This window comes from Ectothiorhodosinus mongolicus, assembly GCF_022406875.1.
GTDB lineage: Bacteria > Pseudomonadota > Gammaproteobacteria > Ectothiorhodospirales > Ectothiorhodospiraceae > Ectothiorhodospira > Ectothiorhodospira mongolica.
This window is the reverse complement of the sequence record NZ_CP023018.1, coordinates 854,378-873,116: the sequence shown is the minus strand read 5'-3', so window position 1 is coordinate 873,116 and position 18,739 is coordinate 854,378. Positions and strand designations below refer to the sequence as shown.

Genomic DNA, 18,739 nt, shown 5'->3' with positions numbered 1-18,739 from the left:
GGCGGCCATGTCCATGACATTTCATGTCGATATTGTGAGTGCCGAGGAGTCCATCTACTCGGGCACCGCACATATGCTGGTGGCACCTGCGGAGCACGGTGAGGTCGGTATCAAGCCTCGCCACGCTCAGTATGTCGCGTTGTTAAAGCCCGGCGAAGTACGGATCCAGGTTTCCGATAGCGGAGAACAGCAAAGTGTGTTCATCTCCGGTGGTATTCTTGAAGTGCAGCCGCATTGTGTGACGGTTTTGGCCGATACCGCTGTGCGTGCCAAAGATTTGGACGAAGCGGAAGCTATGGAGGCCAAGCGGCGAGCGGAGGATGCATTGGCTAATCGACAAGCGGATTTTGATTATGCCAAAGCCCAATCTGAGTTGATTGAGGCGGCGGCGCGTCTCAGATTGATCCAAAAACTTCGCAAAACTGCTAATCAGTAATCAGTCCTCAGCAAAGCAGGCCCGGTTTTCGACCGGGTCTCGTGTTTCAAGGGGTAGGTGCAGGCTTCGGTGACTAGGACCACATCCATCATCATTCTTGCCGCCGGCCAAGGCACGCGGATGCGTTCGCAGTTGCCCAAGGTGCTTCACCCCCTCGGGGGTAAACCCCTATTAGGCCATGTACTTGATACTGCTTTCGCGCTGGAACCCGATCGGGTCCTCGTGGTGATCGGCCATGGAGCTGAAGCGATTAGGGCGCATTTCCCAGATCCGCGTATTCATTGGGTAGTGCAGCCTGAGCAATTGGGTACGGGTCATGCCGTGCGACTGGCGCTGCCCGAGATTGGTGAGCAAGACGATGTGCTGGTGATGTATGGAGACATCCCTTGCGTGCCCCATGAAGCCCTGCACCAGTTGCTTAGTGCTCTCGATGAGCATTCATTGGTTTTGCAGTCCATGCGTCTTGGCGAACCCAAGGGCTACGGACGTATTTTGCGCAGTGATGCCGGCCAGCCGTTGGCTATCATCGAAGAAAAAGATGCGAGTGCCGCACAGCGCGCGCTGACTGAGGTGAATACGGGTTTCCTTGCTGCCCAGTGTTCCGCTTTGACGCGGTGGTTAGAGGTGATCGAACCGCAAAACGCTCAGGGTGAGTACTATTTGACTGATTGTTTGGGTTTGGCGGTGGCTGAACAAAGCTCGGTGGCGGTGCTATGTGCTGAGGATTCACAGGTCTTTTTTGGTATTAATGATCGCCTGCAGCTGGCCGCAATGGAGCGCTTTTACCAGGCCGGCCTCGCTAAACAGCTGCTGCAAGCCGGGGTGACTTTATTGGACCCAGAGCGCTTGGATATTCGTGGGCGCCTGAGCGCGGCAAGCGATGTCACCGTAGATGTCAATGTCGTGTTCGAGGGAGATGTGGTGTTGGAAGCGGGCGTGCGTATTGGTCCCAACTGCGTGATCCGCAATGCCCATATCGGCGCCAATACAGTGGTTCAGGCACATTGCGTGATCGAAGAGGCAGTGGTTGGTGCCAACGCCAGCATTGGTCCTTTCGCGCGTTTGCGCCCTGGCGCCTGGCTTGCAGACGAAACCCATGTGGGTAACTTTGTGGAGATCAAGAACAGCACCATCGCCAAGGGTTCGAAAGTGAATCACCTGAGTTATATTGGTGATGCTGAGCTTGGGGAAAAGGTGAATGTCGGTGCTGGGACTATCACCTGTAATTATGATGGTGCTCATAAACACCGAACGGTGATTGGCGATCATGCCTTTATTGGTTCCAATACAGCGCTGGTCGCACCGGTTGAGGTGGGAGCTGACGCCACCATCGGTGCGGGTTCGACCATTACCCGCGCGGCACCCGAGGGCAAGCTGACGCTCAGTCGAGCATCTCAAAAAACCTTTGATGCTTGGGTGCGCCCCAAAAAACAGAACAGGGAGAGCTAGCGATGTGCGGCATTATTGGTGCGATTGCGCAGCGACCCGTGGAACCGATCCTGATTGAAGGGCTAAGGCGTCTCGAGTACCGGGGCTATGATTCCGCTGGTCTGGCGGTGATTGATGGGTCGGAGTTACATCGCCAGCGTGCGGTCGGCAAGGTGGAACAACTGGCCCAGCGTTTGGCCGAGGCGCCGCTGGCGGGCCATTTGGGAATCGCTCATACCCGCTGGGCAACCCATGGCAAGCCCAGCGAGGCCAATGCCCATCCACACTTAAGCGAAGATCGGGTGGCGGTAGTGCACAACGGCATTATCGAGAACTACGCCGAGTTGCGTGAGCAGCTGACTCAAAAGGGCTATCACTTCGCTTCGGACACCGACACCGAGGTCATCGCCCATCAAATCATGGAGGAGATGCGCCAAGGGCTCCAATTGTTGGATGCGGTACGGTCCGCGACAGCCAAATTCAAAGGTGCCTATGCTTTGGGGGTGATCAGCCCGACATGTCCTGACCGGCTGATTGCGGTGCGACAGGGTAGCCCACTGGTGATTGGTTTGGGTATTAGCGAGCATTTTATCGCCTCAGATATACAGGCTTTATTACCCGTCACGCAGCGATTCATCTATTTAGAAAATGGGGATCTGGCAGAGGTGTGCGGCGACACTTTGCGCATTCTGGATGCACAAGGTAGTCCCGTTGATAGACCGGTGCATCAATCCGGGCTGTCAGCAGGTTCTGCCGACCGTGGTCAGTTTCGACATTTCATGCTCAAAGAAATTCATGAACAGCCGCAGGCGGTCGCCGAGACTCTCGAAGGTCGACTGGGCACTGATGCCGTGCTCGATGGTATTTTGGGGCCTGGCTCTGAAGAGCTTTTGGCGCGCGTGCGCAGCGTGCAAATTTTGGCCTGTGGTACCAGTTATCACGCGGGCCTTGTGGCTTCGCTATGGATTGAGGGCTTGCTCGGCTTGCCCTGTCGCGTCGAGGTGGCCAGCGAGTTTCGATACCGGCGCCACGCGGTGATGCCAGACTGTTTGTTGGTAACGATTTCCCAGTCAGGGGAAACGGCCGATACCTTGGCGGCCTTGCGTCGTGCCAAGACTGAGGGGTATTTGGGCAGTGTGTCCGTGTGTAACGTCCCCGAGAGCTCTCTGGTACGGGAGTCTGATCTGGTGCTGATGACCCATGCCGGTCCGGAAATTGGCGTGGCTTCGACCAAAGCCTTCACCACGCAGTTGGTGGCTTTGTTGTTGTTCACACTGTCATTGGGCCGTCATCAGGGCCTAGATGCGACCCTCGCGGCTAGCCTTGTGGATCATCTGCGCGCTTTGCCGAAGATGCTGGAGCGGGCACTGGAGTTGGATGCGCCGATCGAGCAGTTATCCACTCTTTTGGCGGACAAGCATAATGCCCTGTTTTTAGGACGCGGAGGGCATTACCCCATCGCTTTAGAAGGCGCCCTAAAGCTTAAGGAAATCTCTTATATCCATGCTGAGGCCTACCCAGCTGGCGAACTTAAGCATGGCCCTCTGGCATTGGTCGATGCGGATATGCCGGTGATCGTGGTGGCCCCCAATAATCGGCTGCTGGAAAAGCTGAAGTCCAACCTTCAGGAGGTGCGCGCGCGAGGGGGTGAGCTTTTGGTCTTCACCGATGACCCGGAGGCCCTCGGTGCTGATGCGCACACGCACGTCTTAAGCGTGCCCAGTATTGATGATTGGCTGTCGCCGATTATTCATACGATTCCGCTACAGTTACTGGCCTATCATACAGCGGTCTTGAAGGGCACTGATGTCGATCAGCCACGCAACTTAGCCAAGTCCGTCACGGTTGAGTGACACCCACCAGATAGTCACTCAACTTGATCAGGCCTATGCCCCGCTCTTTAAGACCGGGTAAGGCTTCCTCAAGTACTTGTAATGTCTCAGGATAGGGATGGCCAATGCCGATGGCCATGCCATCTCGCCGCGCGATGCGCTCCAATAATGTCAGTTGCTGACGCACGAAGTCCTCATTGTGGGGCTCAGCATCGAGGAAGACATTTCGCTGCGCCGCAGGTAGACCTGCCCAGCTAGCGATGTGCCTGACCTGACTTTCAGGATGCGTGCGGCTATCAAGCACATAGAGTTCTGGATGCTGCTCACGCAATTCTGACATCACCCAGGCTAGATGATGATGTTCGCGCGACAGTAGGCTTCCCATATGGTTGTTCATGCCTTTGGCATGCGGTACGGACGCAAGCGCATCGCACACGGCTTGGCGTGTTTCTTCTTCGCTGAGTCGGCCGAGGATAGCTCCAGGGCCCGGGTCACTGCCATTTTGCGCTTCCATCGGCAGGTGCAGTAGCACCTCATGCCCATGAGCTACCGCCAGTTCGCTACTCATGCGCGCAAAGGGCGTATGCGGTAGCACGGCAAAGTGAATAGGCGCCGGCAGAGCCGCTGCTCGCCTCGATTCTCGGGGATCATGGCCGAAGTCATCAATGACAATAGCCACTACAGGTCTTGAATCGGCACTGACTATAAGCGGCAGCAACAGCCCGAAGGTCAGCAATGCCGTGAACCAGAGTCTCACGCTAAAGGCGGTCTTAGCGTCTGGCCTGCAAGATATCTAACCCCTTTAAGAGATTCAGGGCTTCATAGAGCTGATAGTCGCGCCGCGCCAACGAGGGTCTGGAATCCGTTTCCTCATTGGCCTCGCTACCATTGCCGCGCAAATGCCGGTTGAGCTGTGCCTCGGTGATGGGGCGCATGGCGTTATCGTCGTTTTCTGCCACGACTAAGGGCTCTAAGATGATATCGGGCTCGATGCCTTCAGCCTGGATGGATCGGCCCGATGGCGTGTAATAACGCGCCGTGGTGAGTTTTAGGGCCTTGCCTTGATCCATGGGCAGGATGGTTTGCACTGAGCCTTTGCCGAAGGTCGACGTGCCCATGATCACGGCGCGATTGTGGTCCTGCAATGCACCGGCCACAATTTCTGAGGCTGAAGCGGAGCCTGCATTAACCAATATCACTAAGGGTGCGCCACCGATGACATCACCTGGAGAGGCGGTATAGCGCAGCTGGGAATCCGGTGCGCGACCTTCGGTATAAACGATCAGGCCTTCTTCAAGAAAGGCGTCAGAGACTCCAACGGCGCCATTGAGCACCCCGCCAGGGTTGTTGCGTAAATCCAGCACTAGGCCTTTGAGCCCACCACTTTCGCGCTGCAGTTGACGTGCATGCTCGACCAACATCTGCGCAGTTTGTGCTTGAAAGGTGGTGATGCGCAGATACCCAAAGCCGGGTTCCAGCATTTCACTGCGAACGCTTTGCACGCGAATCGTATCGCGGGTGATGGTCACCTCAAATGGGGCGTCACGGCCTTCACGTACGACGGTCAGGGTGATGTCGCTGCCGCGTGGGCCGCGCATTAAATTCACAGCCTCGTTCAAGGTCAAGCCCTTTACCGGCGTATCGTCCAAACGAATAATTAAATCCCCAGTGCGCATCCCAGCACGGCTGGCAGGCGTATCGTCGATGGGTGAGATCACTTTGACAAAGCCATCTTCCATACCCACTTCGAGGCCTAGGCCACCAAATTCACCGCGTGTGCCAATCTGTAGTTCCGAGAACTCATTCGGGGTCAGGTAGCTGGAATGCGGGTCTAGTCCTGAGAGCATGCCGCGTATGGCATGTTCCAGCAGTTCTGAATCGGAGATTTCATCAACATAGTTCCGCTTCACCCGCATGTAGACTTCGGTGAAAGCGCGCAGCTCCTCCAAGGGCACGGCGTTGGCTGTGTCCCGGCGATCCGCAACCACGCTCAGGGAGACGCTAAGCATCAGACCCAGCACGATCCCCAGCAGCACGCCTGTGCCAATCCGAGCCTGTGTTTTCATCTATTCATCTCCAAAATCAGCGCGCAGTCGCTGTTGCTTGCTTAGAGTCCCACCATTGCGCAGGGTTCACTGGTTGTCCCTGATGTCGGATTTCAAAGTATAACCCAGTATAGCTTTGACCTCCGCTATCGCCCGCGTGGGCCAGTACATCACCCGCCTGCACCCAATCGCCGGCGCGCTTCATGAGATTCTCATTAAATCCGTACAGCGACAAATATTGTTGTCCATGGTCGACAATCATGAGCATGCCAAACCCCGGCATCCAGTCGGCAAAAGCCACTCGCCCATGGTGTATGGCCCGCACCGGCATGCCGCGCTCGGCATTAATGACCATGCCGCGCCAGCGCTGCCCTGTGCCGGTGCCGCGGTCGCTGCCAAAGGCATGGCGCACGCGTCCGTTGATTGGCGGCGGCAGCTTGCCGCGTTGCTGAGCAAAATCGGCATCTAATAAAGATGCATCGGGAATGTCATCAAGCAAGGCATCCAGTGAGCGCAACAAGTCTCTGAGAGCCTGTTCCTCTTCACTGAGGCGGGTCAGGCGGGCATCGGCATCGCTGATGCTTCGATTCAGAGCTTGCAGTGCCTCAGCCCGCGCTTGTCGCTGCAATTCCAGTTGATCGCGAAGCCGCGCTTGCTGATCGCGTGCTTGTGATTGGCGTATGCGCACACTATTGATTTGTGTACGGGTTTCTAGCAGTGCTTCCATCGCTTCCAGCGCCTCCGCCAGCGCGCTTGCGCGGGCCCTCGCAAAGTGTTGGTAATACACCATCATGCGTTGCACCTGTGCCGCCTCCTCCACATTTAATAGCAGTTTGAGGCGATCTTGTTGGCCATTGCGCCAAGCGGCTTTGAGTTGCTGCTGAAGAAAGGTTCGATGCTGTTGCGTGTGGCGTTGCTGTTCCCGCGCTTGAACCTCCAAGTCTTGCAGCGTCTCTTGGGTCCTTGCCAGTTGCGCATCCAAACTGCTTAATTCTTGGCCAGCTCGTGCTACCGCTTGTTCCGCTTCACGCAGCGCCATTTGCTGCCGGCCGCGTTGTCCTTGGGAGGCCTCTAAGCGGCGCTGCTCACGGCTTATTTGTTCTTGCAGTTGCTCCAGTTGTGCCCGAGTCTGTGCCGCCTCATCTTGGCTGAAGCCAGTGACGGGCAGGCACAGCAACAACAAAGCCATTACCAGAGTAAACTGCTGGGTCTTGATATGGGACATTGAATTATCTTTGATTAACATCATAATCATATCAAGCTAAGCTAATATGAAAGCGCTGCCATGTGGAAAAGCTTATGAATACCGTCATTTCTGAAGCCAGCGAGCTCATGGAAAAAGAAGAGGATATTGAGCGCGCCTCAAGATCTTTAAAGGCCATGGCCCATCCCCTGCGTCTCAAGATACTCTGTGTCTTGGGGAACCGTGAAGTGAGCGTACAAGATATTGTCGATTGTGTGGGAACGTCACAAAGCAATATCTCTCAGCATTTGGCAATTTTGCGAGAAAAAGACATTCTCGCCTGCCGCAAAGATGCCAATCGTGTCTATTATCGTGTTTCTGATGCCCGCACCTTAAGGCTGATTGGCATGATGCAGGACGTTTTCTGTCGCTCTGTCTAGCCGCAGACCCTTGTCGCGCCTTATGCAACCCGGCAGAATGCGCGCTCGTTTTGGATTCTACTCCTGAGTAGGCTATGCAACAGTACATCGAGTTTCTCACCAATCATCCTCTGCTGTTCGGCTTGTTGGCCGTAGTGCTGGGCGCTATCTTCTTCACTGAATGGTCGCGCGCGACGCGCAAGTTCAAGGTGCTGGGTCCCACTGAAGCCGTGCGTGTGATGAACCAGGATGGTGCTTTGGTGTTGGATGTGCGGGAAGAGGCTGAGGTGCGCAAGACGGGCCGCATCAGTGGCGCCAAGCATATCCCAGTGGGTAAGCTGGCTGACCGGCTGAGCGAGATTGCTAAGTACAAAGAGAAGCCGGTTGTCGCTTATTGTCAGTCAGGTCCCCGTTCCGCTTCCGCCTGTAATATCTTGGTGAAAAATGGATTCTCCCAAGTCGTCAATTTGCAGGGCGGTATCACAGCCTGGTCCTCAGCCAGTCTGCCACTGTCCAAAAAATAGGGCCTTGTTATGAATGCTGAACGCCAAATCGTCATGTATGGCAACCGCTGGTGCCCTTACTGCAATATGGCTAAGCGCTTTTTGAAGCGTAAAGGCGTCAGTTTTGAAGAAATCAATGTCGGGCGCAGTGATGAACAGCGCCGGCTAATGGAACAACGTTCCGGGCGCAACACCGTGCCGCAGGTATTTGTGGGTGAGACTCATCTGGGTGGTTATACCGATCTTAAGGCCCTCGATGAGGCAGGCGAGTTAGACGATTTGCTGGGTTTGGCGCCTGAATAAACCACCCCTGTTCACGTTGCGCCACTTGGCGGGCGGGCCTATCATGGGTGGTTTAACTCAGGACTCAGGGAGCCACCATGGCCGAGCAAGAAACTCAAGGTAATAGTGCTGCCGCACAAGGGGATGCGCAGCAGGAATTTGGACTGCAGAAGATTTACGTTAAGGATATCTCCTTTGAGGCGCCCGGCGCCCCTGAGATTTTTTTGCAGGAATGGAAGCCTGAAACCAATGTGCAGCTAAACTCCCAAGCCCGCCCTGTGGATGAAAAGGGTGCTTACGAAGTCGAACTCACTATTACCGTGACCACGCGCTCAGCCGACCAAACCGCCTATTTGGTGGAGGTTAAACAAGCCGGTGTGTTCTTGGTGCGCGGTGTGCCTGAAGATCAGCTTGGACCTTTGCTGTCTGCTTATTGCCCGAATATTTTATTCCCCTTCGCCCGCGAGACCATCTCTGATTTGGTGATTCGTGGGGGATTCCCGCAGCTACTGCTCGCGCCGATCAACTTCGATAGCTTATACGCTCAGAAGCTGAATGCGCAGAAAGCCGGGGAATCGGCGCCGGCTGACTCCCAAGCTGCCGGCAATCAGCCGCAAGCCAACTGATTAAGCTTCGTGCTGACTCCGGCCCATATTGGCGTGCTGGGCGCCGGGTCCTGGGGGACGGCGCTGGCCATGCATTTGGCCCGTCAAGGTCACCATGTGGCCCTGTGGGGGCGAGATCATAAGCAAATCGAGGAGATGCTGCGGCAGCGCTGTAATCCACGCTACCTCCCGGGTATCACTTTCCCCGAGACGCTGACGCCCACATCTAATTTGTCTGAAGCGGTGCGGCAGGCCGAGCAGATTCTGCTGGCTGTGCCTAGTGGTGCCTTTGTTGCAACTTTAGAGGCCATTCAGCCCTGGCTGAAGGAACGAGGCTTGGTTTGGGCCACCAAGGGGTTGGATCGGGAGCACAACAGCTGGTTGCATGAGCGCGCACAGGCCATCTTGGGCGATCAAGTGCCCTGGGCCATAGCCTCCGGGCCCTCATTTGCTGCAGAGGTGGCTTGCGGGCTGCCAACGGCACTTACATTGGCTTCTCGGAATAAAGAGTTCGCACAACAGGTGCGTACCTGGCTATCTGGCGGCACGCTGCGTATCTATACCAGTGATGATGTGCTCGGCGTGCAATTGGGTGGTGCCTTAAAAAATGTGTTGGCGATCGCCGCGGGGGTTTCCGATGGCTTGGGTTTTGGCGCCAATGCGCGGGCGGCATTAATCACTCGCGGCCTGGCCGAGATGATGCGTCTCGGGGAGGCCTTGGGGGCTCGTCAGGAGACCTTAATGGGCCTGTCCGGTTTGGGTGATTTGGTGTTGACCTGTACGGATGATCAGTCGCGTAATCGACGTTTGGGGATCGCCCTTGGGCATGGGCAAACGCGTGATCAGGCGGTTGAGCAAATCGGCCAAGCTGTCGAAGGTGTTTATACCGCGGGTGTGGTGTTGCGTATGGCTGAGCACCACGGCGTCGAAATGCCCATCAGCGAGCAGGTCTCACGGGTATTATTTGATGCGCTGCCACCGGCGCAAGCCGTGCAAGAGCTATTGGGTCGTGAACCCAAGCCAGAGTTCTAAAACCTTGTCCCCATGCCGGGCTTTCATTAAGCTTCGCCGATGAACGCAGAATCCCCCCTAGTTGGTGTGGTGATGGGTAGCCAAAGTGATTGGCCAGTCATGCAGCACGCCGCCGAGCAATTACAAGCCTTTGCCGTTCCCTTTGAAGCGCGCGTGGTTTCTGCCCATCGCACTCCAGACCTGTTATTCGAGTACGCCGAACAAGCGGCTTCCCGAGGCCTGAAATGCATTATCGCCGGCGCTGGCGGTGCGGCGCATCTGCCTGGGATGCTGGCGGCTAAGACGACACTGCCAGTATTGGGGGTGCCCGTACCCTCCAAACATTTAAAAGGTCAAGATTCCTTGCTGTCTATTGTGCAAATGCCCAAGGGCATTCCCGTGGCGACCTTCGCCATTGGTGAAGCCGGCGCCGCCAATGCGGGGCTGTTTGCGGTTTCACTGCTGGCCCATCAAGACCCCGAACTGGCAGCCAGGCTGACCGAATTTCGCCATGCCCAGCGTGATACCGTGCTGGCCATGGATTTGCCCCCTCAGTCATGATCTTGCCAGGCAAGACCCTGGGGATGCTGGGTGGTGGCCAGTTGGGTCGCTTTTTTACCGTGGCTGCACGTTCCCTGGGTTACCGTGTTGTGGTGCTCGATCCCGACACTGGAAGTCCAGCAGGCCGCATGGCTGATGAGCATCTTCATGCCGCCTACACCGATGCTTGGGCCTTAGAGCAAATGGCTTCGGGTTGTGCTGTGCTGAGTACGGAATTTGAGAACATCCCTGCCGAGTCTCTGCGGCGCCTGGCCAAGCACAGGCCGGTTCGCCCGGGTGCAGATGCCCTAGAGCAAACACAGAATCGCATTCGTGAGAAACAAATGCTCAAGGCTGCCGGGCTTGAGACCGTGCCCTATGCTGAGATTCAAGGCTTGGAGGACTTGTCCAGTGCACTCTCCAGTATTCAGTTGCCAGCCATCCTCAAGCGGGCAGCTCTGGGCTATGACGGCAAAGGCCAAGTCACAGTGACAACGCAAGAAACGGCGCAAGAGGCTTTTGAGTACCTGGGCAAGGTTCCCTGTGTGCTGGAACAGCGGGTCGATCTGGACTGCGAGATCTCGGTGATTCTGGCGCGCACTGCCTCGGGGCAATCCTGTTGTTTTCCTATTGCGGAAAATCGCCATCGCCATGGAATTTTGCACATGAGCGTGGTGCCGGCTAATATTGATGCCGATATCAAAGCACAGGCTGAGGCGGCTGCCGCGGCAATTGCGGCGCATTTAGACTATGTGGGCTTGTTGGCGGTCGAGTTTTTCGTCACCCGCGACGGACAGTTACTGGTGAATGAAGTGGCACCTCGCCCTCACAACAGCGGTCATTTCACGTTAGATGCCTGTGTTACCTCGCAATTTGAACAACAGGTGCGGGCTATCTGCGATTTGCCTTTGGGGGCAACGGATTTGTTGCGCCCCGCGGTGATGGTGAATTTGCTGGGTGATCTGTGGGCCAATGGGATGCCCGATTGGTCGCTTTTGTTGGCCAACCCGCAGGTGAAGTTGCATTTGTACGGCAAAGAAGAGGCCCGTCCGGGTCGTAAAATGGGCCATTTCACAGTGCTTGCAGATGATGTGACAACGGCCCTGCGACAAGCCGAACAGCTGTATCAGCAGCTACGGGATCAGGCAGGCAGCTAATGGATGCTGCCTATATCGCCAGCCTGCGTGAGGACATCGTTTTTACCGAGACGCTCTGCGAGCAGACTCTGCAGTTTCATACCACTTGGGGGCTATTCTCGCCACGCGGTATTGATGCGGGGACGCGCCTATTGCTCAGGCATATCAAGGTTGCTGATGGCGATGATTGTCTTGACCTTGGCTGTGGTTATGGGCCCATTGGCTTGACCCTAGCCAAGCTTTCTCCAAATGGCCAAGTGTGTTTGGTGGATAAGGATTTTGTGGCGGTGGATTACGCCGCTAAAAATGCGCGAATCAATGGCATTGAGAATGCCGAGAGTTTTCTGAGTAATGGTTTTTCCCACGTGGGTGAGCGTCGTTTTCATTTAATCACCTCTAACTTACCCGCCAAGGTGGGGAAAGAGATGTTGTATCTCTACCTACATGATGCTTATGCGCGCTTACATCCCGGTGGTCGCCTCTACGTGGTGACCATTACCGGCTTGCGTCGTTTTATTGAGCGGGCCTGCAAAGAAGTCTTTGGTCATTACGATAAGGTCAAGCAGGGTCAGGACTACACCGTTGCGATGGCGCAAAAAGCCCGCGATACTTAATAGTTCATTTTGAGGAGACTAAACCTATGGCTTTGCCGGATCTGATTGCGCCTTCGATTCTGTCTGCGGATTTCGCCCGTCTGGGTGAGGAAGTCGATAACGTGCTCGCGGCTGGGGCCGATGTGGTGCACTTTGATGTGATGGACAACCATTATGTGCCTAACCTCACCATTGGTCCTTTGGTCTGCGAGGCATTACGCAAACACGGTGTGACGGCCACAATCGACGTCCATCTGATGGTTAAGCCAGTGGACCGTATCATCCCGGATTTTGCCAAGGCTGGTGCCGATTACATCACCTTCCACCCGGAAGCCAGTGAGCATATCGATCGCTCGTTGCAGCTAGTGCGTGATCAGGGCTGCAAATCCGGACTGGTATTCAACCCTGCCACGCCTTTGTCGTATCTGGATTATGTGATGGACAAAGTCGATTTGATTTTGTTGATGTCGGTAAACCCTGGCTTTGGTGGCCAAAGTTTTATTCCCGCCACCTTGGACAAGCTGCGTGAAGCACGCCAGCGTATTGATGCCTCAGGTCGTGAGATCCGCCTAGAAGTCGATGGTGGCGTGAAAGTCGAGAATATCGCCGAGATTAAAGCCGCCGGCGCTGACACCTTTGTGGCTGGCTCGGCCATTTTTGGCGCTGGTCAGGACAGTGATCCCCATCGCTATGACAGTGTGATTGCAGCTATGCGCGCGGAGCTAGCCAAAGCATGATTGCCTTGGGTAGACCCGAGTTGGTACTGATTGATCTGGACGGTACCATGGTGGATAGCGTCCCGGATTTGTCTTACGCCGTTGATCGGATGATGGATGAGCTTGAGATGCCGGCGCGCGGCGAGGCCAAAGTGCGCAACTGGGTGGGAAACGGCATTGAACGGCTGGTGAAACGCGCGCTCACCGATGACATGGAAGCTGAGCCTGACGCCGAGTTATATGTGCGCGCTTTGGACATTTATACCCGCGTTTATGGCGCCAATAACGCCGCCAATAGTCGCTTGTATCCGGGTGTCCTTGAGGGTCTGGATGCCCTACGCGCTATGGGTTTGCGTTTGGCCTGTGTGACCAATAAGGCGGGGCGTTTTACGCTGCCTTTGCTGTCTGCTTTGGGTCTGGATGGCTACTTCGAACTGGTGGTGGCGGGCGATACTTTGCCCGTAAAAAAACCCGACCCAGCCCCTTTGCTGCATGCTGCCGAGCAACTGCAGGCCAGCCCTGGCCTCTCGCTGATGATTGGCGATTCGCGCAGCGATGTGAAAGCGGCGCGTGCTGCGGGCTTTGCCATAGTTTGTGTCAGTTATGGATACAACCACGGTGAGGACATCCGTCTGCAACAGCCTGATGCCGTGATCGATAGCTTGCTTGAATTGCCGCCTCTGCTGTCTAAGGCGGCATGAGTTCATGACGCCAGATATTTTTGATTCGTTGGTGGCAAAGGGATACAACCGTATCCCTCTGGTGCGTGAGGTGTTGGCCGACTTGGACACGCCACTGAGTGTCTTCATGAAGCTGGCGGCTAAGCCTTATTCCTACTTGTTCGAGTCAGTGCAAGGTGGCGAGAAATGGGGGCGCTATTCCTTCATTGGCCTGCCGGCACGCACGGTAGTGCGGGTGCAAGGTCGCTTGGTTGAAGTTCGGGAGGATGGCGAGGTCATTGAAGCGGTCGAGTTAGATGACCCCCTGGAGTGGATTGAGTCCTATCAGGCCCGCTTTCGCGTGCCAGACCTACCCAACTTACCGCGCTTTACCGGTGGTCTAGTGGGCTATTTTGGTTATGAAACCATTGCCTACATCGAGCCTCGACTGGCCGATGCCGAGAAATCAGACCCCCTACAGGTACCCGATATTCTGTTAATGGTCTCTGATGAGGTCATTGCCTACGATAATTTAGCGGGTCGCTTGTATATCGTTGTGCATGCCAGTCCCGGGGGGCGCGAGCAGGCCGAAGCACGGCTTGATGCTATTGAGCAAGAGTTGGCTCACGCATCACACTGGCCAGAACCCCTCGCCAGCCAGCTTTCGATATCAGAGTCGGATTTTGTCTCGGGTTTTACCGAGGAAGGGTTTAAACAGGCGGTGCAGCGCTGCAAAGAATACATCGTCGAAGGCGATGTCATGCAGGTGGTGCTGTCGCAGCGGCTATCAATTCCGTTTCAGGCACGTCCTTTGGACCTTTATCGGGCGTTGCGTGGCATGAACCCTTCACCGTACATGTTTTATTTGGACTTGGGCGATCATCAGGTGGTCGGCGCCTCCCCAGAGATTTTAGTGCGCCTGGAAGACGATGAAGTGACGGTCAGGCCAATAGCCGGCACCCGCCCCCGCGGGCGCTCTGTTGAGCGCGATGAGGCTCTGGAGAGAGAACTTCTGGCTGACCCCAAGGAGCTGGCAGAACATCTCATGCTGATCGATTTGGGTCGTAATGACGTGGGTCGGGTGGCAGAGATCGGCAGCGTGCGCTTGACTGATCAAATGATGGTGGAGCGTTATTCCCACGTCATGCATATCGTCTCCAATGTGGTGGGACGCCTGCGCCGTGGACTCAAGGCCATGGATGTGCTGCGCGCGACATTTCCGGCGGGAACCGTTAGCGGTGCGCCCAAAATTCGCGCCATGGAAATTATTAATGAATTAGAACCCGTGAAGCGTGGGATTTATTCTGGCGCTGTGGGGTATCTCTCCTGGCAAGGCAATATGGATACGGCGATTGCCATTCGCACCGCGGTTATTAAAGATCAGGTCCTGCACATTCAGGCGGGTGCCGGCATTGTTCATGACTCCACGCCTGAAAACGAATGGGCCGAAACCATGAATAAAGGTCGGGCGATTTTTCGCGCGGTCTCAATGGCTGAGGCCGGTTTAAGGCTGCAAGAGCGCAGTGAATCCAGCGAGACTTAGATGCCATGCTGCTGATGATCGACAATTATGACTCGTTCACCTACAACCTGGTGCAGTATCTGGGTGAGCTGGGGGCGGCCGTGCATGTGCGTCGCAATGATGCCATCACCCTAGATGAGATCGAGGCCATTGCTCCAGAACGGATTGTGATCTCCCCCGGGCCGTGTACCCCCGATCAGGCGGGCATTTCCATGGAGGTGATTCGGCGTTTCGCGGGGCGCGTGCCGATACTGGGGGTGTGTCTGGGTCATCAAGCCATTGGCCAGGTGTTCGACGGCCATATTATTCATGCCGGCAGCATCATGCACGGTAAAACCTCCTTGGTTTACCACCGTGATCAGGGCGTCTTCAGCGGCTTGGATAATCCCTTGGAAGCCACCCGTTACCACTCTCTCGTGATCGACAAGACGCGCCTACCCAAGTGTTTGGAAATGACCGCTTGGACGCAGAATGAAGACGGTACTTTAGACGAGATTATGGGCGTGAGGCATCGCGAGCTAGCGGTCGAGGGCGTGCAATTTCATCCCGAGTCGATTCTCACGCATCAGGGCCACGACTTGCTGCAAAACTTCTTGCGCACTCCTTTGCAGCGAACGGGGGCCTTGGGGGCTGGTGGTGCTCAGCCATTGGGAGGTAGTGGTTTATGAATGTGCAGCAGGCGCTGGCCAAAGTCACAGGTCATGAGGACTTAAGCCGTGATGAGATGGCTGCAGTGATGCGCCAGATCATGACTGGTGAGGCCACGCCAGCCCAGATTGGCGGTTTCTTAGTGGCGCTGCGCATGAAAGGTGAGACTGTGGACGAAGTCGCTGCGGCGGCCGGTGTCATGCGAGAGTTAGCGACGCGGGTAGATGTTGAGCCAACGCATTTGGTGGATACCTGTGGCACCGGGGGAGATGCTGCCGGAACCTTCAATATCTCCACCGCCTGCGCGTTTGTGGGTGCTGCTGCGGGAGCGCGCGTTGCCAAACACGGCAACCGTTCTGTCTCCAGTAAGTCCGGCAGCGCGGATGTGCTGGAAGCTGCTGGTGTGAATCTCAATTTGTCGGCGGATCAGGTGGCGCACTGTATCAATACATTGGGTGTCGGGTTTTTATTCGCGCCTCAGTATCATGGCGCCATGAAACACGCCATCGGCCCGCGTCGTGAATTGGGCTTACGCACGATATTTAATGTGCTGGGACCGCTGACCAATCCTGCAGGCGCCCCCAATCAAGTACTGGGCGTATTCAGCAATCACTGGCTAGAGCCCTTGGCTAAGGTGTTGGGTCAATTAGGCAGTCGCCATGTCTTAGTGGTTCATGCTGAAGATGGCTTGGATGAGATCAGCATTGGTGCTCCGACGCGCATGGCTGAGCTGCGTGATGGTCAGGTGGCGAGTCAGTTGATCGCGCCTGAGGATTTTGGTTTGCAGCGCGCTTCACTGGACAGCTTGCGTGTGGCCGATGCCCAAGAGAGCTTGGCGATGATCCATGCGGTCTTAGACGGTCAAGAGGGGCCCGCTCGGGATATTGTGTTGCTCAATGCCGGCGCCGCGATTTATGTGTCCGGTGTGACAGATAGTTTGGCCCAAGGAGTGCAGGCTGCTGCTAAAGCCATCGATTCTGCGGCGGCTCGTGAGCGTCTTGATGCGTTGGTTCAGTTGACTCGGTCTTTGGCCGAATAAGGGTGGGTGGTTGATGCAGGGAACTCCGGATATTTTAAAACGGATTCTTGAGCGCAAAGCTGAGGAAGTCAGGGAACGTAAGGCCCACAGCAGTCTGCCAGCTCTGCGCGAAGCAGCAGAGGCCTGTCCCAAACCCAGAGCGTTTCTCAAGGCGATGCGTGAACGCTTGCATCATGATCAGCCCGCGGTGATCGCTGAAGTTAAAAAAGCCAGCCCCAGTCAGGGCGTTATCCGTGCTGATTTTGACCCGGCAGCCATTGCCCGCAGTTATGAGGGGGCCGGCGCCTGCTGTCTTTCGGTGTTGACCGATATGGATTTTTTCCAAGGCAGTGATGCTCATCTTCAAGAGGCTAGAGGTGCCTGTCAGCTGCCGGTACTGCGCAAGGATTTCATGATTGACCCCTATCAAATCTACGAATCCCGGGTGATCGGGGCGGATTGTATTTTGTTGATCGTCGCTGCGCTGGAAGATGCGAACCTGAAGGATTTATTGGCGGTCACCCATGAGCTGGGCATGAATGCCCTGATTGAAGTCCACGATGCGCAAGAGTTGGAACGAGCGCTGGCTTTGGATGCGGTGCTGATTGGCATTAATAACCGCAATCTGCGTAGTTTTGAAACGCGTCTACAAACCACCTTAGATTTGTTGCCGATGATTCCTGCTGACCGCTTAGTGGTGACCGAGAGTGGAATTCATATGCCTGAAGATGTGGCGTCGATGCGGGCATCGGGTGTCAATGCCTTTCTGGTGGGCGAGGCTTTTATGCGCGCAGCCGATCCGGGGGAAAAACTTCAGGACTTGTTTGGCACCTCAGCGCAGCACGCTTAGGCTGTGATTGCCTGTCCGGCAGCGACCGCCGAAGCCCAGGCCCATTGAAAATTATGGCCGCCTAAATGGCCAGTCACGTCCAGCACCTCACCGATGAAGTAAAGCCCGGGAAGCTGTTTGCAGGCTAAAGTCTTTGAGGAGAATGCATCGGTATCGACACCGCCTACGGTGACCTCGGCTGTGCGATAGCCCTCGGTTCCTGCTGGCTTGATGGTCCAAGGTTGGCAGTGGTTTTGTAGCTGTTTGAGATCTTCCACAGTAAGCTGATTTAAAGGCTTGTCGTGTACATAATGAGTACACCAATGCTCTGCGAGTCGCCGTGGCCAGAGTGTGGCGAGGAAATTTTTCAGGCTCATGCGCGGTCGTTGCTCACGCTGCGTTGCTAGCTGCGTTAGCAGATCCGCCTGCGGCCATAAATCAATGGCAACAGCCTCGTCCTCGTGCCAGTAGGATGAGGCTTGCAACACGCCAGGGCCGCTGAGTCCGCGATGCGTGAATAAAATATTCTCTTGAAAAAAAGCATCAGCGGTACGCACCGAGGCGGCCAGAGAAATCCCCGAGAGTGTCGCCAAAGAAGCAAGTAACTTGGGCGGCAGCGTGAAGGGCACCAGCCCTGGGCGAGTCGTGTGAACGTTGATGCCCAGCCTGCGAGCCAGTTCGTAACCAAAACCCGAGGCCCCCATGCTGGGTACGGAATAGCCACCTGTAGCAATCACCAAAGTATCACAAGAGAGTTTGCCCAAGCTGGTCTTTAGGTGAAAAGGCTTTTGCCAGTCGATAGCCTCGATCTCAGTGCGTAGGCGAATTTGTGCGCCGCCCGAGCGACATTCAGCCAGCAGCATCTGCACAATGTCTTTGGCGCTGTTTTGACAAAACAGCTGGCCGGGCGTTTTTTCTTCATAGGCGATGCCGTGGCGCTCAACCAGATCCAAAAAGTCATAGGGTGTGTAGCGGCTGAGAGCGGATTTGCAAAAATGCGGATTATGGCCAATGAAATTTTCGGGGCCGGAATGCAGATGCGTGAAGTTACATCGACCTCCACCCGACATGAGGATTTTTTTTCCCACTTTGTTGGCGTGATCCAAAACCAGAACACGGGCCCCGCCAGCGCCTGCTTCGGCAGCACACATCAAGCCCGCCGCGCCGGCGCCGATAATGATGACATCTGTGTGGGTCGCAGCCATGGCCGCCGATTGTACGTCAAACCCTTTTTTGGATCTTTGTGCAGCGCGCATATTGGCAAGGGCCTTCAGGGTGCTAGACTGAGCGCAACGGCCTAGAAAACATCAAAAAGAGCCGCCAACAAAGGAGAG

At 55.7% G+C, this 18,739-nt stretch carries 21 protein-coding genes; 17 read left to right on the top strand and 4 right to left on the bottom strand.

The genetic code is table 11. From position 1 onward, the window contains the following. The first annotated feature begins 7 nt into the window (after nt 1-7). From CKX93_RS03995 to glmS, 3 genes are all read left to right on the top strand, one after another. On the top strand, nt 8-436 hold the full coding sequence (locus tag CKX93_RS03995; protein ID WP_076755414.1) for a F0F1 ATP synthase subunit epsilon: 429 nt from the start codon (nt 8-10) through the stop codon (nt 434-436). Between the two features lie 69 nt (nt 437-505). Next, the gene (glmU, locus tag CKX93_RS03990; protein ID WP_076755915.1) at nt 506-1,885 is read left to right on the top strand and encodes a bifunctional UDP-N-acetylglucosamine diphosphorylase/glucosamine-1-phosphate N-acetyltransferase GlmU; all 1,380 of its coding nucleotides are present in this window, start codon (nt 506-508) and stop codon (nt 1,883-1,885) included. Between the two features lie 2 nt (nt 1,886-1,887). Continuing rightward, nucleotides 1,888-3,717, top strand: a complete 1,830-nt coding sequence (gene glmS / locus CKX93_RS03985) for a glutamine--fructose-6-phosphate transaminase (isomerizing) (protein ID WP_076755413.1) — start codon at nt 1,888-1,890, stop codon at nt 3,715-3,717. Here the strand turns inward: glmS and CKX93_RS03980 are convergent. Genes CKX93_RS03980 through CKX93_RS03970 form a run of 3 tightly spaced genes read right to left on the bottom strand, consistent with a single transcriptional unit; the run spans nt 3,704 to nt 6,966 of the window. Continuing rightward, nucleotides 3,704-4,453, bottom strand: a complete 750-nt coding sequence (locus CKX93_RS03980) for a divergent polysaccharide deacetylase family protein (protein ID WP_159435524.1) — start codon at nt 4,451-4,453, stop codon at nt 3,704-3,706. The genes glmS and CKX93_RS03980 overlap by 14 nt on opposite strands. A gap of 13 nt (nt 4,454-4,466) precedes the next feature. Further along, nucleotides 4,467-5,762 (bottom strand): S41 family peptidase, encoded by a 1,296-nt coding sequence (locus CKX93_RS03975; protein ID WP_076755411.1) that lies wholly within the window; start codon nt 5,760-5,762, stop codon nt 4,467-4,469. Between the two features lie 16 nt (nt 5,763-5,778). Continuing rightward, nucleotides 5,779-6,966 (bottom strand): murein hydrolase activator EnvC family protein, encoded by a 1,188-nt coding sequence (locus tag CKX93_RS03970; protein WP_159435523.1) that lies wholly within the window; start codon nt 6,964-6,966, stop codon nt 5,779-5,781. Nucleotides 6,967-7,040: 74 nt separating this feature from the next. Here CKX93_RS03970 and CKX93_RS03965 point away from each other — a divergent pair, with 74 nt between their 5' ends. The 14 genes from CKX93_RS03965 (at nt 7,041) to trpC (ending at nt 17,426) form a co-directional block, all read left to right on the top strand. Continuing rightward, complete coding sequence (locus tag CKX93_RS03965; protein ID WP_076755410.1) at nt 7,041-7,364, top strand: ArsR/SmtB family transcription factor; 324 nt, start codon at nt 7,041-7,043, stop codon at nt 7,362-7,364. Between the two features lie 74 nt (nt 7,365-7,438). Further along, nucleotides 7,439-7,867: a rhodanese-like domain-containing protein gene (locus CKX93_RS03960; protein WP_076755409.1), complete on the top strand. Its 429-nt coding sequence runs from the start codon at nt 7,439-7,441 to the stop codon at nt 7,865-7,867. Between the two features lie 9 nt (nt 7,868-7,876). Then, nucleotides 7,877-8,149 carry a glutaredoxin 3 gene (gene grxC / locus CKX93_RS03955; protein ID WP_076755408.1) on the top strand — a complete coding sequence of 91 codons (273 nt, stop codon included), beginning with the start codon at nt 7,877-7,879 and terminating at the stop codon, nt 8,147-8,149. 77 nt (nt 8,150-8,226) lie between these two features. Beyond that, on the top strand, nt 8,227-8,754 hold the full coding sequence (gene secB, locus CKX93_RS03950) for a protein-export chaperone SecB (protein ID WP_076755407.1): 528 nt from the start codon (nt 8,227-8,229) through the stop codon (nt 8,752-8,754). A gap of 9 nt (nt 8,755-8,763) precedes the next feature. Next, entirely contained in the window at nt 8,764-9,765 is a 1,002-nt protein-coding gene (locus CKX93_RS03945) for an NAD(P)H-dependent glycerol-3-phosphate dehydrogenase (protein ID WP_338065993.1), read from the top strand. A 39-nt stretch (nt 9,766-9,804) separates the two neighbouring features. Next, nucleotides 9,805-10,305, top strand: coding sequence for a 5-(carboxyamino)imidazole ribonucleotide mutase (gene purE, locus CKX93_RS03940; protein ID WP_076755406.1), 501 nt, complete (start codon nt 9,805-9,807; stop codon nt 10,303-10,305). Beyond that, complete coding sequence (locus CKX93_RS03935) at nt 10,302-11,441, top strand: 5-(carboxyamino)imidazole ribonucleotide synthase (RefSeq protein ID WP_076755405.1); 1,140 nt, start codon at nt 10,302-10,304, stop codon at nt 11,439-11,441. Before purE ends, CKX93_RS03935 begins: the two co-directional genes overlap by 4 nt. Further along, the gene (locus tag CKX93_RS03930; RefSeq protein WP_076755404.1) at nt 11,441-12,034 is read left to right on the top strand and encodes a class I SAM-dependent methyltransferase; all 594 of its coding nucleotides are present in this window, start codon (nt 11,441-11,443) and stop codon (nt 12,032-12,034) included. The genes CKX93_RS03935 and CKX93_RS03930 overlap by 1 nt, the downstream gene beginning before the upstream one ends. Nucleotides 12,035-12,060: 26 nt before the next feature. Continuing rightward, complete coding sequence (rpe, locus tag CKX93_RS03925) at nt 12,061-12,750, top strand: ribulose-phosphate 3-epimerase (RefSeq protein ID WP_076755403.1); 690 nt, start codon at nt 12,061-12,063, stop codon at nt 12,748-12,750. Next, the gene (locus CKX93_RS03920) at nt 12,747-13,430 is read left to right on the top strand and encodes a phosphoglycolate phosphatase (RefSeq protein ID WP_200799816.1); all 684 of its coding nucleotides are present in this window, start codon (nt 12,747-12,749) and stop codon (nt 13,428-13,430) included. Before rpe ends, CKX93_RS03920 begins: the two co-directional genes overlap by 4 nt. Before the next feature lie 4 nt (nt 13,431-13,434). Continuing rightward, nucleotides 13,435-14,931: an anthranilate synthase component I gene (gene trpE / locus CKX93_RS03915; RefSeq protein ID WP_076755402.1), complete on the top strand. Its 1,497-nt coding sequence runs from the start codon at nt 13,435-13,437 to the stop codon at nt 14,929-14,931. A 5-nt stretch (nt 14,932-14,936) separates the two neighbouring features. Then, the gene (locus tag CKX93_RS03910; RefSeq protein ID WP_076755401.1) at nt 14,937-15,578 is read left to right on the top strand and encodes an aminodeoxychorismate/anthranilate synthase component II; all 642 of its coding nucleotides are present in this window, start codon (nt 14,937-14,939) and stop codon (nt 15,576-15,578) included. After that, a complete protein-coding gene (trpD, locus tag CKX93_RS03905; protein WP_076755400.1) occupies nt 15,575-16,597 on the top strand; it encodes an anthranilate phosphoribosyltransferase in 1,023 nt (340 codons plus the stop codon). Before CKX93_RS03910 ends, trpD begins: the two co-directional genes overlap by 4 nt. A gap of 13 nt (nt 16,598-16,610) precedes the next feature. Continuing rightward, a complete protein-coding gene (gene trpC, locus CKX93_RS03900; RefSeq protein WP_076755399.1) occupies nt 16,611-17,426 on the top strand; it encodes an indole-3-glycerol phosphate synthase TrpC in 816 nt (271 codons plus the stop codon). Here the strand turns inward: trpC and CKX93_RS03895 are convergent. Beyond that, complete coding sequence (locus tag CKX93_RS03895; protein WP_076755911.1) at nt 17,423-18,610, bottom strand: BaiN/RdsA family NAD(P)/FAD-dependent oxidoreductase; 1,188 nt, start codon at nt 18,608-18,610, stop codon at nt 17,423-17,425. The genes trpC and CKX93_RS03895 overlap by 4 nt on opposite strands. Nucleotides 18,611-18,739: the final 129 nt, after the last annotated feature.

Coding starts and splice junctions, on each gene's coding strand:
- CKX93_RS03995 (WP_076755414.1), top strand. CDS start 8: ATGTCCATGACATTTCATGTCGATATTGTGAGTGCCGAGGAGTCCATC.
- glmS (WP_076755413.1), top strand. CDS start 1,888: ATGTGCGGCATTATTGGTGCGATTGCGCAGCGACCCGTGGAACCGATC.
- CKX93_RS03975 (WP_076755411.1), bottom strand. CDS start 5,762: ATGAAAACACAGGCTCGGATTGGCACAGGCGTGCTGCTGGGGATCGTG.
- CKX93_RS03970 (WP_159435523.1), bottom strand. CDS start 6,966: ATGTCCCATATCAAGACCCAGCAGTTTACTCTGGTAATGGCTTTGTTG.
- CKX93_RS03965 (WP_076755410.1), top strand. CDS start 7,041: ATGAATACCGTCATTTCTGAAGCCAGCGAGCTCATGGAAAAAGAAGAG.
- CKX93_RS03960 (WP_076755409.1), top strand. CDS start 7,439: ATGCAACAGTACATCGAGTTTCTCACCAATCATCCTCTGCTGTTCGGC.
- grxC (WP_076755408.1), top strand. CDS start 7,877: ATGAATGCTGAACGCCAAATCGTCATGTATGGCAACCGCTGGTGCCCT.
- secB (WP_076755407.1), top strand. CDS start 8,227: ATGGCCGAGCAAGAAACTCAAGGTAATAGTGCTGCCGCACAAGGGGAT.
- purE (WP_076755406.1), top strand. CDS start 9,805: ATGAACGCAGAATCCCCCCTAGTTGGTGTGGTGATGGGTAGCCAAAGT.
- CKX93_RS03935 (WP_076755405.1), top strand. CDS start 10,302: ATGATCTTGCCAGGCAAGACCCTGGGGATGCTGGGTGGTGGCCAGTTG.
- CKX93_RS03930 (WP_076755404.1), top strand. CDS start 11,441: ATGGATGCTGCCTATATCGCCAGCCTGCGTGAGGACATCGTTTTTACC.
- rpe (WP_076755403.1), top strand. CDS start 12,061: ATGGCTTTGCCGGATCTGATTGCGCCTTCGATTCTGTCTGCGGATTTC.
- CKX93_RS03920 (WP_200799816.1), top strand. CDS start 12,747: ATGATTGCCTTGGGTAGACCCGAGTTGGTACTGATTGATCTGGACGGT.
- trpE (WP_076755402.1), top strand. CDS start 13,435: ATGACGCCAGATATTTTTGATTCGTTGGTGGCAAAGGGATACAACCGT.
- CKX93_RS03910 (WP_076755401.1), top strand. CDS start 14,937: ATGCTGCTGATGATCGACAATTATGACTCGTTCACCTACAACCTGGTG.
- trpD (WP_076755400.1), top strand. CDS start 15,575: ATGAATGTGCAGCAGGCGCTGGCCAAAGTCACAGGTCATGAGGACTTA.
- trpC (WP_076755399.1), top strand. CDS start 16,611: ATGCAGGGAACTCCGGATATTTTAAAACGGATTCTTGAGCGCAAAGCT.
- CKX93_RS03895 (WP_076755911.1), bottom strand. CDS start 18,610: ATGGCTGCGACCCACACAGATGTCATCATTATCGGCGCCGGCGCGGCG.